14 protein-coding genes are annotated in these 14,879 nt (G+C 62.6%); 5 read left to right on the top strand and 9 right to left on the bottom strand.

The features are described from left to right. The 7 genes from B7X65_RS22260 to B7X65_RS22230 all read right to left on the bottom strand — a co-directional run. On the bottom strand, nucleotides 1–103 hold a 103-nt coding region (locus B7X65_RS22260; protein ID WP_293596438.1), incomplete at its 3' end, for a glyceraldehyde 3-phosphate dehydrogenase NAD-binding domain-containing protein. A 58-nt stretch (nucleotides 104–161) separates the two neighbouring features. Beyond that, nucleotides 162–833, bottom strand: coding sequence for an HAD-IA family hydrolase (locus B7X65_RS22255; RefSeq protein ID WP_293596434.1), 672 nt, complete (start codon nucleotides 831–833; stop codon nucleotides 162–164). Between the two features lie 13 nt (nucleotides 834–846). Then, complete coding sequence (gene tkt / locus B7X65_RS22250; protein ID WP_293596433.1) at nucleotides 847–2,958, bottom strand: transketolase; 2,112 nt, start codon at nucleotides 2,956–2,958, stop codon at nucleotides 847–849. Between the two features lies 1 nt (nucleotide 2,959). Further along, nucleotides 2,960–3,835 carry a phosphoribulokinase gene (locus B7X65_RS22245; RefSeq protein ID WP_293596432.1) on the bottom strand — a complete coding sequence of 292 codons (876 nt, stop codon included), beginning with the start codon at nucleotides 3,833–3,835 and terminating at the stop codon, nucleotides 2,960–2,962. A 110-nt stretch (nucleotides 3,836–3,945) separates the two neighbouring features. Then, nucleotides 3,946–5,043 carry a class 1 fructose-bisphosphatase gene (locus tag B7X65_RS22240; RefSeq protein ID WP_293596431.1) on the bottom strand — a complete coding sequence of 366 codons (1,098 nt, stop codon included), beginning with the start codon at nucleotides 5,041–5,043 and terminating at the stop codon, nucleotides 3,946–3,948. Between the two features lie 31 nt (nucleotides 5,044–5,074). Then, nucleotides 5,075–5,785: a ribulose-phosphate 3-epimerase gene (gene rpe / locus B7X65_RS22235; RefSeq protein WP_293596430.1), complete on the bottom strand. Its 711-nt coding sequence runs from the start codon at nucleotides 5,783–5,785 to the stop codon at nucleotides 5,075–5,077. Nucleotides 5,786–5,822: 37 nt separating this feature from the next. Beyond that, complete coding sequence (locus B7X65_RS22230; RefSeq protein ID WP_293596429.1) at nucleotides 5,823–6,560, bottom strand: HAD-IA family hydrolase; 738 nt, start codon at nucleotides 6,558–6,560, stop codon at nucleotides 5,823–5,825. Between the two features lie 166 nt (nucleotides 6,561–6,726). Here B7X65_RS22230 and B7X65_RS22225 point away from each other — a divergent pair, with 166 nt between their 5' ends. The 5 genes from B7X65_RS22225 to B7X65_RS22205 all read left to right on the top strand — a co-directional run bounded on the left by B7X65_RS22225 (nucleotide 6,727) and on the right by B7X65_RS22205 (nucleotide 13,368). Next, nucleotides 6,727–7,638, top strand: coding sequence for a LysR family transcriptional regulator (locus B7X65_RS22225; RefSeq protein WP_293596428.1), 912 nt, complete (start codon nucleotides 6,727–6,729; stop codon nucleotides 7,636–7,638). Nucleotides 7,639–7,790: 152 nt separating this feature from the next. Further along, nucleotides 7,791–9,173, top strand: a complete 1,383-nt coding sequence (locus B7X65_RS22220) for a ribulose-bisphosphate carboxylase (RefSeq protein WP_293596427.1) — start codon at nucleotides 7,791–7,793, stop codon at nucleotides 9,171–9,173. Nucleotides 9,174–9,246: 73 nt separating this feature from the next. Then, on the top strand, nucleotides 9,247–10,050 hold the full coding sequence (locus B7X65_RS22215; RefSeq protein WP_293596426.1) for a CbbQ/NirQ/NorQ/GpvN family protein: 804 nt from the start codon (nucleotides 9,247–9,249) through the stop codon (nucleotides 10,048–10,050). A gap of 11 nt (nucleotides 10,051–10,061) precedes the next feature. Beyond that, nucleotides 10,062–12,332 (top strand): nitric oxide reductase activation protein NorD, encoded by a 2,271-nt coding sequence (locus tag B7X65_RS22210; RefSeq protein ID WP_293596425.1) that lies wholly within the window; start codon nucleotides 10,062–10,064, stop codon nucleotides 12,330–12,332. 97 nt (nucleotides 12,333–12,429) lie between these two features. Further along, nucleotides 12,430–13,368 carry an MBL fold metallo-hydrolase gene (locus B7X65_RS22205; RefSeq protein WP_293596424.1) on the top strand — a complete coding sequence of 313 codons (939 nt, stop codon included), beginning with the start codon at nucleotides 12,430–12,432 and terminating at the stop codon, nucleotides 13,366–13,368. Nucleotides 13,369–13,472: 104 nt separating this feature from the next. Here B7X65_RS22205 and B7X65_RS22200 read toward each other — a convergent pair whose 3' ends face one another. Continuing rightward, nucleotides 13,473–13,985 carry a hypothetical protein gene (locus tag B7X65_RS22200; protein WP_293596437.1) on the bottom strand — a complete coding sequence of 171 codons (513 nt, stop codon included), beginning with the start codon at nucleotides 13,983–13,985 and terminating at the stop codon, nucleotides 13,473–13,475. After that, a complete protein-coding gene (locus B7X65_RS22195) occupies nucleotides 13,985–14,848 on the bottom strand; it encodes an MBL fold metallo-hydrolase (protein WP_293596436.1) in 864 nt (287 codons plus the stop codon). The genes B7X65_RS22200 and B7X65_RS22195 overlap by 1 nt, the downstream gene beginning before the upstream one ends. Nucleotides 14,849–14,879 lie beyond the last annotated feature (31 nt).

Here is a 14,879-nt window from a genome sequence, read left to right as displayed (position 1 = left end):
CGTTGATGCCGACGATCTCGATGTCGCTGAAGTTCTGCACGGCGGCACGCAACACGTTGCGCCCGATGCGGCCGAAGCCGTTGATACCTAGTTTGATGGTCATGAATATTTCCTCGAATAAAAAGTAACCCAAGCGCCCGTCGATACTGCGCCAGTAGCTATTAATTCAGTAGCGCCGAGCAGTCGGCAATGACCCGGTCCGGCGCGCAGGCGGCGATCGGCTGGCCCATGTTGTAGCCGTAGGGCAGCGCCCAGACCGTGACGCCGGCGTTGCGCGCGGTCGCCACGTCGATGCTGGAGTCGCCGACGAAGAGCGCACGGTGGCGCGGCGTGCCAAACTGTGCAAGACAACTTTCAATCCCTGCAGGATCCGGCTTTTTGGTAGGCAGCGTGTCGCCGCTGACCACGACATCGAGCAGCGGCATCAGCTGGTGGGCGTTCAGGACCGTGGCGGTGTAGCGGCCTTCCTTGTTGGTCACCACCGCCAGCTTGGCGCCCCTGCTGCGCAGCGCCGTCAGGGCTTCACGCACCTGGGGGTAGAGTTGGCTGCGGGTGCCGCAGCGACTCTGGTAGTGCTTGTCGAACTCTGCTGCAATCAGCGTCAGGCTGGCGCTGACGCGTATTGCCGCAGCATCTGTTTTTCCGCTGTAGGCCAGCGCCTGGATCAGCAGCTCACGCGTTCCGTGGCCAATCCAGTCATTGACTTGCTGCTGCGCCACCTCCGGCAGGTCAAAGCGGCGCAGGGTGTCGTTGACGGCATCGCAGATTTCAGGCGCGGTTTCGATCAGCGTGCCGTCGAGATCAAACATGATCAGGTCAAAAGCGTTGTTCATGTGGTGTTCCGGCTCAGGTGGTGGATAGCACGATCTGATCCGACAGGAGCCCATGGCCCCGCTCGTCATTGCCCATCCACACTTCGCGGCGATGAGCGGCGCGGTGCGTCAACGTGCGTACAGCTTCCACCACGCGCCGGGTGGTAATGCCAAAGTGGGCGTACAAGTCCGTGGCTGGGGCGGATTCGCCAAAACTGGCGATGCCCACCACCATGCCGGTGCGGCCCACGTACTTGCGCCAGAAATCGGGATGCGCCGCCTCGATGGCCACCGTCGGCAGGTTAAGGGGCAGCACCAGCGCCTGGTAGGCATCGCTCTGGCGGTCAAACACATTGGTGCAGGGCATGGACACCACGCGGGTAGCAATGCCCTCGCCCGCCAGTGCCGCCTGCGCCTCCATGGCCAGTGAAGTTTCCGAGCCGGTGGCCACAATCACGGCCTGCACCCCCTCCATGTCGGACAGCACGTAGCCGCCGCGGCGGATGTTGCCGACCATGCCGGCGTCGGTCAGGCGCGGCAGGTTCTGGCGCGACAGGCACAGCGCGCTGGGGCCGTCTTTGCGCTCGATCGCACAAGCCCAGGCCACCGCCGTTTCCAGTCCGTCCGCCGGACGCCACACGTCCAGCCCCGGGATGATGCGCAAGGACGGGATGTGCTCCACGCTCTGGTGCGTAGGGCCGTCTTCGCCCAGGCCGATGCTGTCGTGGGTGAATACATGGATCACGCGTATCTTCATCAGCGCGGCCATGCGGATGGCGTTGCGGCTGTAGTCGCTGAAGGTCAGGAAGGTGCCGCCGTAAGGGATGTAGCCGCCGTGCAGGGCGATGCCGTTCATGATGGCGGCCATGCCGAATTCGCGCACGCCGTAGCTCATGTGGTTGCCCCAGTGGTCGCGTCCGGCCTTGACGCAGCCCTTGAAGTTGGTCAGGTTGGAGCCGGTCAGATCGGCGCTGCCGCCAAAGAATTCGGGCACCAGCGGCGCCAGCGCGTCGAGCGCGTTCTGGCTCGCCTTGCGGGTGGCCACGGCCTCGGGTTTGGCGGCGATGGCCGCCAGCAGCCCGGGCAGTTTGTCGGCAAAAGCGGGCAGCAGATCGCCGGCCACACGGCGCTCGAACTCGGCCGCCTCCAGCGGGTACTGCGTGCGGTAGGCCTCAAAACGCATGCGCCAGGCACGCTCGGCCACCTGGCCGCGTTCCACGGCATTCCAGGCGCTGGCGATGTCCGCCGGCACTTCGAAGGGCGCAGCAGTCCAGCCCAGTGCTTCGCGCGTGGCAGCAACTTCCGCGGCGCCGAGTGCGGCGCCGTGCACGTCGTGCGTGCCGGCCTTGTTGGGCGAACCCATGCCGATCACGGTTTTGCAGCAGATCAATGTTGGCTTGCCATGCGGCAACACGGCCTGGGCCTTGGCGGCACGCACGGCCGCATCCAGCGCCACCGGGTCATGCCCGTTGACAGCGGGGATGACGTTCCAGCCATAGGCCTCAAAGCGCTTGGGCGTGTCGTCGGTGAACCAGCCTTCCACATGGCCGTCGATCGAGATGCCGTTGTCGTCGTAGAAACCCACCAGCTTGGACAGGCGCAGCGTGCCGGCCAGCGAGCAGGCCTCGTGGCTGATGCCCTCCATCAGGCAGCCGTCACCCATGAACACATAGGTGAAATGGTCCACGATGGTGTGGCTGGTTTCCTCGTCTTCGCGGTTGAACTCGTCGGCGAGCAGCTTCTCGGCCAGTGCCATGCCCACCGCATTGGTGAGGCCCTGGCCCAGCGGGCCGGTGGTGGTCTCTATCCCGGGGGTGACGCCCACTTCGGGGTGACCGGCGGTCTTGCTGTGCAGCTGGCGAAATTTCTTCAGTTCGTCCATCGACAGGTCGTAACCGGTGAGGTGCAGCAGCGCATAGATCAGCATCGAGCCATGGCCGTTGCTCAGTACAAAACGGTCGCGGTCCGGCCAGTGCGGGTTGGCCGGGTTGTGCTTGAGGTGCCGGTTCCACAGCACCTCGGCGATGTCGGCCATGCCCATGGGCGCGCCGGGATGGCCGGATTTGGCTTTTTCGACCGCATCGACGGCGAGCATGCGGACAGCGTTGGCCATTTGTCTGGCCATGGCGGGTACAGGTGCGTTCATGTCAGGAAGCCCTCTTTTTTCGTTCCATCATCCGCCACACAAAGGGCGTGAAGATCAATTGCATGGCCAGCTCCATCTTGCCGCCGGGCACCACGATGGTGTTGGCACGCGACATGAACGAGTCGTTGATCATGCTGCGCAGGTACTGGAAATCGATGCCCTTGGGATTGGCGAAACGGATCACCACCATGCTCTCATCGGGCGACGGAATGTCGCGCGCGATGAAGGGGTTGGAGGTGTCCACCATGGGCACGCGCTGGAAGTTCACGTGCGTGTGCATGAACTGCGGGCAGATGTAGTTCACGTAATCCGGCATGCGGCGCAGGATGGTGTCGGTCACGGCCTCGGTGCTGTAGCCGCGCTTGGACTTGTCGCGGTACAGCTTCTGGATCCACTCCAGGTTGATCACCGGCACCACGCCGATCAGCAGGTCCGGATGCTGGGCAATGTTGACCTCGGGCGTGACGACGGCGCCATGCAGGCCTTCGTAGAACAGCAGGTCGGTGCCGGCAGGAACGTCTTCCCAGGCCGTGAAGGTACCGGGCTGCTGCTTGTAGGGCGCTGCCTCTTCCGTGTCGTGCAGGTACTTGCGCCGCTTGCCGGTGCCGGTTTCGCCATAGGCGCGAAACAGCTCGGCCAGCTCGGGAAACAGGTTGTTCTCCGGCCCGAAATGGCTGAAGTTGTTGTTGCCCGCGGCCTCGGCCTCGGCCGCTTTGGTTTTCATGTCCTTGCGGTCGTAGCGGTGGAAGCTGTCGCCTTCGATGATGGCGGCATTCACATTCTCGCGGCGAAAGATGTTCTCGAACGTGTGCGTGACCGAGGTGGTGCCGGCGCCGGACGAGCCGGTGATGGCGATGATGGGATGGCGTTCAGACATGGGGGTGTCTCCGTAAGTCAAAAAAATTTGGCAAAAAGTGCCTGTAACCCTTATGGTTGCTGCGTTATCAGCTATTTATTCAATAGCACTTCGGCAGCCGCCACCGACCATCAGACGCGGAACAGGCTGCGTTCGGCAAACAGCGGATTGGTCTGCTCGGTCTTGGCGGGCTCGGCGTGGTAACGCTCAATGCGCTCCACCTCGCTCCTGGAGCCGAAGACCAGGCCGATGCGCTGGTGCAGCGAGCTCGGCTTCACGCCCAGCATGGGCTGGTGCCCGGTCGAAGCCCGGCCCCCGGCCTGCTCCATGAGCATGCCTATCGGGTTGGCCTCGTACAGCAGCCGCAGGCGGCCGGGTTTGGAGGCGTCTTTGGTATCGCGTGGATAGAGGAAGACACCGCCGCGCATCAGAATGCGGTGCGCCTCGGCCACCATGCTGGCAATCCAGCGCATGTTGAAATCCTTGGCGCGGGGCCCGGTCTTGCCGGCCAGGCACTCATCCACATACCGCTTGACCGGCGCCTCCCAGAAGCGGCTGTTGGAGGCATTGATCGCGAACTCCTGGGTATCGGCTGGAATCTGCATCTTCGGATGTGTGAGCATGAATTCGCCCAGGTTCGGATCCAGCGTAAACCCATTGACGCCATCGCCGACCGTGAGCACCAGCATGGTGGTAGGGCCATACAAGGCGTAACCTGCGGCCACCTGGCTGGCGCCGGGCTGAAAAAAATCAGCCTCGGTCACATCGCGACCGGTGTCTTCCACGTCTTGCGGTGCGCGCAGCACCGAAAAAATGCTGCCGACGGAGACGTTCACGTCGATGTTGCTGGAACCGTCCAGGGGGTCGAACACCAGCAGGTACTTGCCGCGCGGATACTGCACCGGAATCTGGTACGGCAAGTCCATTTCTTCCGACGCCATGCCCGCGAGGTTGCCCGCCCATTCGGTACGCCGGATAAAGACATCGTTGCTCAGCACGTCGAGTTTTTTCTGCGTCTCGCCCTGCACATTGACGGAGCCGCCCTCGGCAACTGCGTGGTTGCCCATGACGCCCCCCAACTCGCCAAACGCGACCGCGCGGGCAATGCCTTTGCAGGCCAGCGCAACGTCCAGAATCAGGGCATTGAAATCGCCACTGGCACAGGGGAAGCGGCGGCGCTCCTCGATCAGGAATTGGGTCAGGGTGGACCGATTGGCGGTTAATGGCATGGCCGTTCTTTCTGGAGGTTGATGCAGGAATTCAGAGCGAGGCAGCCTGGCGGCGCAGCTCGCGCATGACGCCGTGGTAGCCGCCATTGGCATCAGGCGCGCCAAACACGGCGCTGCCCGCCACGCAGGTGTCGGCGCCGGCCTGCACGATCTCGGCGATGTTGTCGGTTTTCACGCCGCCGTCGACTTCCAGCCAGATCGGCTGGCCACCGCACGCCTGGTGCGCCGCTATGCGCTGACGCACGGTACGCAACTTGCCCAGCGTGGCGGGGATGAACTTCTGGCCGCCAAAGCCGGGGTTCACACTCATGAGCAGCACCATGTCCAGCTTGTCCATGACATGGTCCAGCCATTCCACGGAGGTGGCCGGGTTCAGCACCAGCCCGGCCTTGCAGCCGTGTTCGCGAATCAGCGAGAGCGTGCGGTCCACATGCCTGGAGGCCTCGGGGTGGAAGGTGATGATGTTGGCGCCGGCCCTGGCGAACAGCGGAATCAGTGCGTCCACCGGCTCCACCATCAGGTGCACGTCAATCGGAATCTGCACATGCGGGCGAATCGCCTCGCAGACCAGCGGCCCGATCGTCAGGTTGGGCACGTAGTGGTTGTCCATCACATCAAAGTGCACCAGATCCGCCCCGGCCGCCTCGATCGCACGAACCTCCTCGCCGAGCCGGGCAAAGTCGGCGGACAGGATGGACGGCGCCAGCCGGAGCATGGGTGTTGATGAGGTGGGGGATGTCATGGTCTGGCTTTCCGGGGAGTTGTTCTGCGTTGTCGCTTCAGCGTGAGCGGGCGAGGCCGCCGCGCACCTGCTCGCCATGCCAGCGCCGCAATTGCGCCAGGTTCACCTGGCTCAGATCAGGCACCACCCGCATGGCGGCCGAGAAGTCGTGATGCGCGGTGTAGCGCGTCGGCGTGATCAAGGTGGCCAGCCCCGCTGCCGTGGCCGACTGCAGGCCGTTGCCGGAATCTTCAAATGCCAGACACTGTGCCGGCGGCAACTTGAGCGCTGCCAGCATTTGCAGATAGACCTGCGGGTCCGGCTTTTTAACCGGTGCAGTGGAAGCGTCTCCAATGGCCGTGAAGTTCAAGCGCCAGTCCGGGCCCACCGCGCGGCGCAGCAAGGCCGCGATGTTGGCGGGCGAGGTGGTGGTGGCAATGGCCATCTGGAGGCCGTCGGCAAGGGCTTCATCCATCAACCGGAGCACACCGGGGCGCAAGCTGACCACGCCGTCGTTGACGGCACGTTCGTAAGCAGCGGTCTTGAGCTCATGCAGGCGATTGATCGTGTCCTGCAGCGCCATCGCCTCCACCTCGCGCAGCGCGGGCTGGGTCGTTTTCCAGTAGTGGAGCATGCGCTCCTTGCCGCCCGAGATATTCAGCAGATCGGTGTACAAGGGCTCGTCCCAGTGCCAATCCAGCCCGAACTCGGCAAACGCCTGGTTGAAGGCCGCCAGGTGTGCAGACTCGGTATCGGCCAGGGTGCCATCAACATCAAAAATCAGCGCTTGCAACATGCCAGCCGTCCTTGCAAAGGGGTGGAGCGGGCTACTCAAATAAGTAGCGACTGATTTAATTTATCGAACCTTACACATAAACTCAAATCATATTTACTAGAATATTCATCAGGTTAAACTGATTATTTTCGTTATTCGTAACCTGCCACCCACTCCGGACCCGCCCATGCGCCCTTACACCCTCAAGCAAATTCAGACTTTCATCGAGGTTGCGCGGGACAAGTCGGTCTCCAAAGCGGCAGAGCGTCTTTTTGTGACCCAACCGGCCGTGTCCATGCAGATCAGGCAGCTCGAAGACGCGTTTGGGCTGCCCCTGATTGAGCCGATCGGGCGCAATATCCAGCTGACCAGGGCCGGACAGGAGTTTTTGGTCCACGCCCTCGCGGCCATGGCCCGGTTCAAGGACCTGGAAGCCACCATGGCCGAGCATGTGGGCTTCAGCAAAGGGCGGATTGAACTGGCGGTGGTCAGCACCGCCAAATACTTCATGCCCATGCTGCTGGTGCGTTTTGGCAAGCTGTTTCCCGGCATCGAGCTGACACTGCGCATCGACAACCGGGAAAACATCCTGGGCATGCTGTCACGCAACGAGGCAGATCTGGTGGTGATGGGGCGCGCCCCCAACACGCTGGACTGCGAAGCCACGGCTTTTGCCACCAACCCGCTGGGCATCGTCTGCGCGCCCGACCATCCGCTGTCACGCCGCAAGCGGGTGCAGTTTGAGGAGCTCAAGGACACCAGCTTTGTCGTCCGGGAAAAGGGTTCGGGCACGCGTGCCGCCATGGAGCGGCTGTTCGGCCAGCACGACATGCCGATGAACGTGGTCATGGAGATGCCCAGCAACGAAACCATCAAGCAGGCCGTCATGGCGGGAATGGGTCTGAGCTTTCTGTCGCTGCGCACGGTGCGCCACGAACTGGCCGCGGGCCACCTGGCGCTGGTCGACGTCAACGGCATGCCACTGATGGGTCACTGGTACGTCACCCACCTGAGCCAGAAAAAGCTCTCACCGGCGGCCAAGGCCTTCAAGGCTTTTCTGATCGAGCAAGGCGGCCCATTGATTGATTCGTGGGCATGAGGCGGCCTAATTCATAAGAATTTTCTGATTTGTAATCAAATAAATATGAATGTTTCTTATGAACACTTGTCTCTATAGTCAGCCCCAATACCCAACGGGCTGATCAATTCCGAGCAGTTTGACGGGCCCAACCAACCACAGGAGAACCCGTCATGGACCAGTCCAACCGCTACGCCGACCTGAGCCTCAAGGAAGCCGACCTCATCAAAGGTGGCACCCACATTCTGGTCGCTTACAAAATGAAGCCCAAGCCTGGCTTCGGCAGCTATCTGCAATGCGCCGCTCACTTCGCCGCCGAGTCCTCGACCGGCACCAACGTTGAAGTCTCCACCACCGATGACTTCACCCGCAATCTGGACGCGCTGGTTTACTACATCGATGAAGCCACGGAAGACATGCGCATTGCGTACCCGATGGATTTGTTTGACCGCAACATCACTGACGGCCGCATGATGATGGTGTCGATCCTGACACTGATCATTGGCAACAACCAGGGCATGGGCGACATCGAGCACGGCAAGATCCACGACATTTACTTCCCTGAGCGCGCCATCCAGCTGTTCGATGGTCCGTCCAAAGACATCAGCGACCTGTGGCGCATTCTGGGTCGCCCGATGAAGGACGGCGGCTACATCGCCGGCACCATCATCAAGCCCAAGCTGGGCCTGCGCCCCGAGCCGTTTGCCGCTGCGGCCTACCAGTTCTGGCTGGGTGGCGACTTCATCAAGAACGACGAACCGCAAGGCAACCAGGTGTTCTGCCCGGCCAAGAAGGTGTACCCGCTGGTGTACGACGCCATGAAGCGCGCCCAGGACGAAACCGGCCAGGCCAAGATCTTCTCGGCCAACATCACCGCCGACGACCATTACGAAATGCTGGCCCGCGCCGATTTCATCCTGGAATCCTTTGGCCCGGACGCTGACAAGGTGGCGTTCCTGGTGGACGGTTTTGTCGGCGGTCCCGGCATGATCACCACCGCGCGTCGCCAGTACCCGAACCAGTACCTGCACTACCACCGCGCTGGCCACGGCATGGTCACTTCGCCCTCGGCAAAACGCGGCTACACCGCCTTTGTGCTGGCCAAGATTTCGCGTCTGCAGGGAGCCTCCGGCATCCACGTCGGCACCATGGGCTACGGCAAGATGGAAGGTGAAAACACCGACAAAAACATCGCCTACATGATCGAGCGCGATGAGGCGCAAGGCCCGGTCTACTACCAGAAATGGTATGGCATGAAGCCCACCACGCCCATCATCTCCGGCGGCATGAATGCCCTGCGTCTGCCCGGTTTCTTCGAGAACCTGGGTCACGGCAACGTGATCAACACCTCGGGCGGCGGCGCTTACGGCCACATCGACAGCCCGGCTGCTGGTGCCATTTCCCTGCGCCAGTCGTACGAGTGCTGGAAGTCAGGTGCGGATCCGATCGAGTTTGCCAAGGAGCACAAAGAGTTTGCGCGTGCCTTCGAGTCCTTCCCCGGTGATTCCGACAAGCTGTTCCCCGGCTGGCGCGAGAAGCTTGGCGTTCACAAGTAAGCCAAGGCGTAGCACTCAAGACCTGAAAACGCCTCCTCCCAAGGGAGGCTTTTTTCTTCCTCAAGGAAAAGCCATGACAGCCAAAGAGCAGTACCGGGTCATTGATGAGCCCTTTTACCAAGTGCAAGGCAATGAAGTCGCTTTGTATGAAGCCGCGTACCGGGCCCGACTGCCCGTCATGGTCAAGGGCCCGACGGGCTGTGGCAAATCGCGCTTTGTCGAATACATGGCATGGAAGCTGGACAAGCGGCTCATCACGGTGGCCTGCAATGAGGACATGACCGCCTCCGACCTGTTGGGGCGTTATTTGCTGGAAGCCAATGGCACGCGCTGGCTCGATGGCCCGCTGACCACGGCCGCGCGCATCGGCGCCATCTGCTACCTGGATGAAATTGTGGAAGCGCGGCAGGACACCACGGTGGTGATTCACCCGCTGACCGATCACCGGCGCCAGTTGCCGCTGGACAAGCGCGGCGAGTTGATCAACGCGCACCCGGATTTTCAGCTGGTGATCTCCTACAACCCCGGCTACCAGAGTCTGATGAAAGACCTGAAGCAATCCACCAAGCAACGCTTTGTGGGTTTTGATTTTGACTACCCGGACGCCGAACTGGAAACCGCCATCGTCGCCACTGAAAGCGGCACGGACCCGGACACCGCCGCCAAACTGGTGAAGATCGGCAGCACCGCACGCAAGCTCAAGGGCCATGGCCTGGACGAGGGCATCTCGACCCGGCTGCTGGTGTATGCCGCCACCCTGATCAATGGCGGCGTCAGCCCGCCGGATGCCTGCCGCATGGCGCTGGTGCGGCCGATCACCGACGACGCCGACATCCGTGCCACGCTGGACCACGCCATTGATGCCGTCTTTGCCTGAAGATTGATAGCGTGCGCACAGGCCCCTCCACCGAACAGATGAGCGCGTGGCGCGCGCAGCTTGACTGCGGTTTCCCGCAGGTCGCCGATGTATTTGCCGACTGCATGAGCGAGGCCGCGGCGCTGCTCACGCCCGATGGCATCCATGCCTACCTGGAACAAGGCCGTTTCCTGGGCAAAATGGGCCGTGGTGTCGAGCCCGTGCTGATCTTTTTGCAGGAGTGGCCGCAGGTTGCAGCCATTCTGGGCGAGTCGGCCCTGGCGCCTGTCATGGACGCTGTTCGCGTGATGACGAAGTCGCCCAACAGCCATGCGATTACACCGTTTCTGCAATCGCTGGCGGCCATCGCCCGCCGGCTGCCGTCGCAGGCGCAGATCCAGCACTACCTCGATTTGACGCTGGACTACATGGAGCGCACCAGCGTCTCCATTCACGGCATCCACAAGACTTATGCCAGCCCCAGCCTGCCGGATTTTTTTCTCAAGTCGCCGCAGCTGCTGAGCCTGCTGTCGATCGAAGGCTTGCGCAACTGGGTCGCCTATGGCGTGCGCAACTACAACCACCACCCGGAGCGCCAGCGCGATTACTTCAGCCTGCAGTCGGCCGACAGCCGCGCTGTGCTGCAACGCGAGCGGCACGGCACGCTGCTGGTCGACCACACGCGCAAGCTCGATTTGTACCTGCTGGGGCTGTGGCAGGACGCCGACCCTCTGGTGCCTTACTCTCTGGGTTTTGACGAGCTGCGCAAACCGGTTCCCTACTTCGACCCGCTCGGCATTCGGCTGCCCGACGTCTATGACGACTGCAAAGGCATCAGCGGCCTGGACCGCTACCGCGCCGCGCTGGCTCACATGGCGGCGCACCGGCGCTGGAGCGGCGCCATTTTTGCCGACAACTACAGTCCGTTTCAGCGCATGGCGGTCGAGTTTTTCGAAGACGCGCGGGTGGAAACCCTGGCCATGCGCGAATACCCGGGGCTGCGCCGAATTTTTCTGGCGCTGCATCCGGCGCCAGTGGAAGGCGCCTGCGATCCAGAGACCCATTCCTGCCTGCGGCATCGCCTGGCCATGTTGTCGCGCGCCCTGCTCGACAAGCCGCAGGCACCCACGCACGGCTACCAGGATGCGGCCCTGAATGACTTTGCCCGGCGCTTTCATGCCCTTATGGAACATGGCGAATCGAGTACCGAAGAGATTGCCGGTCTCGCCCTGTCGTACGTCGCAAAAACCCGGCGCCAGAGCGACCAGCTTCCCAAGACCTTCTTCACCGATACCGAGGTCGATTTCCGCGACGACAACCGCCACCTGTGGCGCTTTCACGAACTCAGTGATGACGAGGAGATGTTCGAAGAGCATCGCCCGTCGATTGCCGCCGAAGACGCCAAGGGCCTGCCGCCGCGTCACTACCCGGAGTGGGACTACGCCAGCCAGAGCTACCGCCCGGACTGGGTCAGCCTGTATGAGAGGCTGCACCCGTCAGGCAACGCCGCCGACATCGACCGGCTGCTGGCCAAACACAGCGCGCTGGCCAAACGCCTCAAACGCCTGCTGGACCTGCTCAAACCGCAGGACAAGGTGCGTGTGCGTTACCAGGAAGAAGGCAGCGAGCTCGACCTGGACATGGCCATCCGCTCGCTGATTGATTTCAAAAGCGGCTGCACGCCCGATCCGCGCATCAACATGAGCCACCGGACCGATGGACGCAACATCGCGGTCATGCTGCTGCTGGACCTGTCGGCCTCGCTCAACGAAAAACCCGCCGGCTCCGACCAGACCATCCTGCAGCTCAGCCAGGAAGCCGTGTCGCTGCTGGCCTGGTCGATCGAACAACTGGGGGACCCCTTTGCCATCGCCGGTTTTCACTCCAATACGCGCCATGACGTGCGCTACCTGCACATCAAGGGCTACGGCGAGCACTGGAACGACGACGTCAAGGGACGGCTGGCGGCCATGGAGGCCGGCTACTCCACCCGCATGGGGGCCGCCATGCGCCACGCCGCCCACTACCTGCAAGCGCAGAGCGCCGACAAGAAGCTCATGCTGATTCTCACGGATGGACAACCGTCAGACGTGGACGCGCAGGACGAGCGCCTGCTGATCGAAGATGCACGGCAATCGGTCAGGGAACTGGATCAGCAGGGCATCTTCAGCTACTGCATCAACCTCGACCCCCAGGCCGACGCGTATGTGAGCGACATCTTCGGCCATCAGTACACGGTGATCGACCACATAGAACGCCTGCCCGAGCAGCTTCCAAAACTGTTCATGGCGCTGACGCGGTGACGGCTGCGCTGCGGTACGATGCAGCGTCGGGTCAACCATCCAATTGCTATTATTATGATAGCTATCTACGCTTATCCAACGGGGGCCAAGAGCCGATATGACTAAAACATTGTTACGCAGCTGCTGGCGCATGGTTTTCATGGGCCTGCTCATCCTCGCCCCGGCGGCCCATGCCGTTGACGTGAACTTCAAACCGGTGACCGACGGTGTCTACGCCTACGTCGGCGACAAAGGCGCACGCACGTATGACAACGAGGGCCTGAACGCCAACATCGGGCTGATCGTGACGCCGGCTGGCGTGATACTGATCGACAGTGGCGCCACCTACCAGTCGGCCCGCAAAATTCAGGAAGCCGTGCGACGCGTCACGCCGCAGCCCATCAAGTGGGTCATCAACACCGGCGGGCAAGACCACCGCTGGCTGGGCAATGGCTACTTTCTGGCCCAGGGCGCCGAGATCATCGCCCACGCCAACGCACGGGCCGACATGCTGGCGCGCGGTGGCGACCACCTGACGGGACTGACAACCGCCCTCAAGGAGCGTGCCGACGGCACCGTGCCGACCTTGCCGACCCGGTTCATCGAAGGTCTTGATACGCCACTGACCTTGGGTGGCATGACGCTGGAATTGCGGCACCGGGGCGGTGGCCACACGCCGGGAGACATGATGGTGTGGCTGCCCTCCAGAAAGGTCTTGTTCAGCGGCGACATTGTTTACGTCAACCGCATGCTCGGCGTCATCCCCGTGAGCAACACCAAAGCCTGGCTGGCCGCACTCAAGGTCATCGAAGACCTGCAACCCCGCTACATCGTGCCCGGCCACGGCGAGGTGACCGATCTGGCCACCGCGGCCGCCGACACACGGGACTACCTGCTGGCGCTGCGAACCCACATGAAAAAAGCGGTGGATGAGGGAACGGACATGAGCGCCGCGGTCAAGTCCTTCGATGCGCAGCCCTTCATGCGGCTGCTCAATGCCGCCGAGCTGATCCCGGGCAACGCCAGTCGCACCTATCTGGAGCTGGAACGTGAATAAGCCGCTGCCGGAAGGCATGCGCGCAGGGCAATCGCCCGGCGTTTAGCAGGCCGAAAAACAGCCGTGCCTAGCAGGCGACATGGTTAGCGCGCGCCTGCCATCGGTCAGGCGCGCAGCGCAGCTTGCGCCAGACGCAGGCGCTCATCGAGATAGGCGCCGTAGAAGTCGGGAATATAGCCGCCCACCATGCGCTCGGCAATCTCCGCGCCGCCGCGCCCGAAAAACAGGACCGTAGGCGCGACCTTGATGCCCCAGCTGCGGGTCAGGTCATCATGGGTGAGCGTCGCACCCTTGAAGTCCCTGACCAGCCGGCGGCTGCGCATGTCAACCTGCACCACCACCAGCCCGTGTTGCTCCCGCAGCGGGACGAGGTAGCTCTCGCGGGCCACGATACAGAACGGGCAGCCTTCCAGGCTGGCCATCACCACCAGCGGCATACCTTTTTTCAGGGCCTGCGCAAGTTCATCGCTCAGTGACAGCGCAGGGGGCAAGGTGGCCGGCGCGGCCGCAGTGGCACCGCAGGCACAGGCTGCAACGCCTGCCAGCAGCAAACGGCGGCGCGCGAGGGGGTAAGCGCCGGGGCCTGTGGCGCCAGACATCAGCGCGGTCTTGGGCATCACTTGGTCTCCTGTTCCAGCAGCAGGTAGGTGTTGTAGGCATTCATGCGGTTGGCGACACGAAACAGCGGCAGGTGTTCAAACCGGGACCAGTCGGTGGCCTGGTAGGCTTCTTCAAAGGGTTCGAGATTCCTGGCCGCCTGCCCCATCGCGGTCCGGAGATAAACGAGGTAGTCGCGTGTGAGCTGCATGTCCTTGCGGGCCTCGGAAGACAAGGGGCCATGACCAGGCACGATGACAGCCGTATCAAACGCGAGCAGGTCGTCCAGCGCGACGATCCAGTGCCGGCTGTCGGCCTGACCGACGTACGGAATGCGGCTGCGAAAGGCCAGGTCGCCAGCGAACAGCACCTTTTCCGAGGGCAGATAGACCGCCAGGTCTTCCAGGGTATGCGACGGGCCCACGTGTTTGAGCTGGAAACGCACGCCGCCCACCACCAGTTCCTTGTCCTTGTCGATCCACTCGTCGGCCTCCACCAGCCGCGTCTGGGCGTCGATCCAGGGCGCCAGCTCCTGGCGCGATGCCTCCAGCCGCAGCCGGGCCGTCTCCGAATTCAGATAGTCGCGCGCCGCACGGTGCGCGACGATGCGGGCTCCCTGCGCCTTGAAGGCCTGCAGGCCGTAAATGTGGTCGGCATGGTAGTGGGTCACGATCACATGCGTGACGGGTTGCGGTGTCACCTTGCGGATCTCGGCCATCAGGCGTGTCGCCAATGCCGGCGACCCCAGCGCATCAATCACCACCACGCCTGCCGGTGTGACCACAAATCCCGCGTTCGAAATGAAGTTCTGGTTGGCCGGTGAGCCCAGGGCCGATACGCCTTCGACATACCACGCAGAGGGCGACACCTTGTGCGCCACCATGGCAGGCACCGGGTCGGCGTAGACCGTCAAG

Source organism: Polaromonas sp. 39-63-25, from assembly GCF_002278925.1.
In the GTDB taxonomy this organism is placed as follows: domain Bacteria; phylum Pseudomonadota; class Gammaproteobacteria; order Burkholderiales; family Burkholderiaceae_C; genus Polaromonas.
Note: the sequence above shows the minus strand (reverse complement) of the source record. Positions and strands in the feature narration are given on the sequence as shown.

Excerpts from the sequence above, each read along its gene's own strand:
- rpe (WP_293596430.1), bottom strand. The coding sequence starts at position 5,785 with ATGACATCCCCCACCTCATCAACACCCATGCTCCGGCTGGCGCCGTCC.
- B7X65_RS22225 (WP_293596428.1), top strand. The coding sequence starts at position 6,727 with ATGCGCCCTTACACCCTCAAGCAAATTCAGACTTTCATCGAGGTTGCG.
- B7X65_RS22240 (WP_293596431.1), bottom strand. The coding sequence starts at position 5,043 with ATGCCATTAACCGCCAATCGGTCCACCCTGACCCAATTCCTGATCGAG.
- B7X65_RS22215 (WP_293596426.1), top strand. The coding sequence starts at position 9,247 with ATGACAGCCAAAGAGCAGTACCGGGTCATTGATGAGCCCTTTTACCAA.
- B7X65_RS22195 (WP_293596436.1), bottom strand. The coding sequence starts at position 14,848 with ATGGTGGCGCACAAGGTGTCGCCCTCTGCGTGGTATGTCGAAGGCGTA.
- B7X65_RS22230 (WP_293596429.1), bottom strand. The coding sequence starts at position 6,560 with ATGTTGCAAGCGCTGATTTTTGATGTTGATGGCACCCTGGCCGATACC.
- B7X65_RS22220 (WP_293596427.1), top strand. The coding sequence starts at position 7,791 with ATGGACCAGTCCAACCGCTACGCCGACCTGAGCCTCAAGGAAGCCGAC.
- tkt (WP_293596433.1), bottom strand. The coding sequence starts at position 2,958 with ATGAACGCACCTGTACCCGCCATGGCCAGACAAATGGCCAACGCTGTC.
- B7X65_RS22205 (WP_293596424.1), top strand. The coding sequence starts at position 12,430 with ATGACTAAAACATTGTTACGCAGCTGCTGGCGCATGGTTTTCATGGGC.
- B7X65_RS22245 (WP_293596432.1), bottom strand. The coding sequence starts at position 3,835 with ATGTCTGAACGCCATCCCATCATCGCCATCACCGGCTCGTCCGGCGCC.
- B7X65_RS22255 (WP_293596434.1), bottom strand. The coding sequence starts at position 833 with ATGAACAACGCTTTTGACCTGATCATGTTTGATCTCGACGGCACGCTG.
- B7X65_RS22200 (WP_293596437.1), bottom strand. The coding sequence starts at position 13,985 with ATGCCCAAGACCGCGCTGATGTCTGGCGCCACAGGCCCCGGCGCTTAC.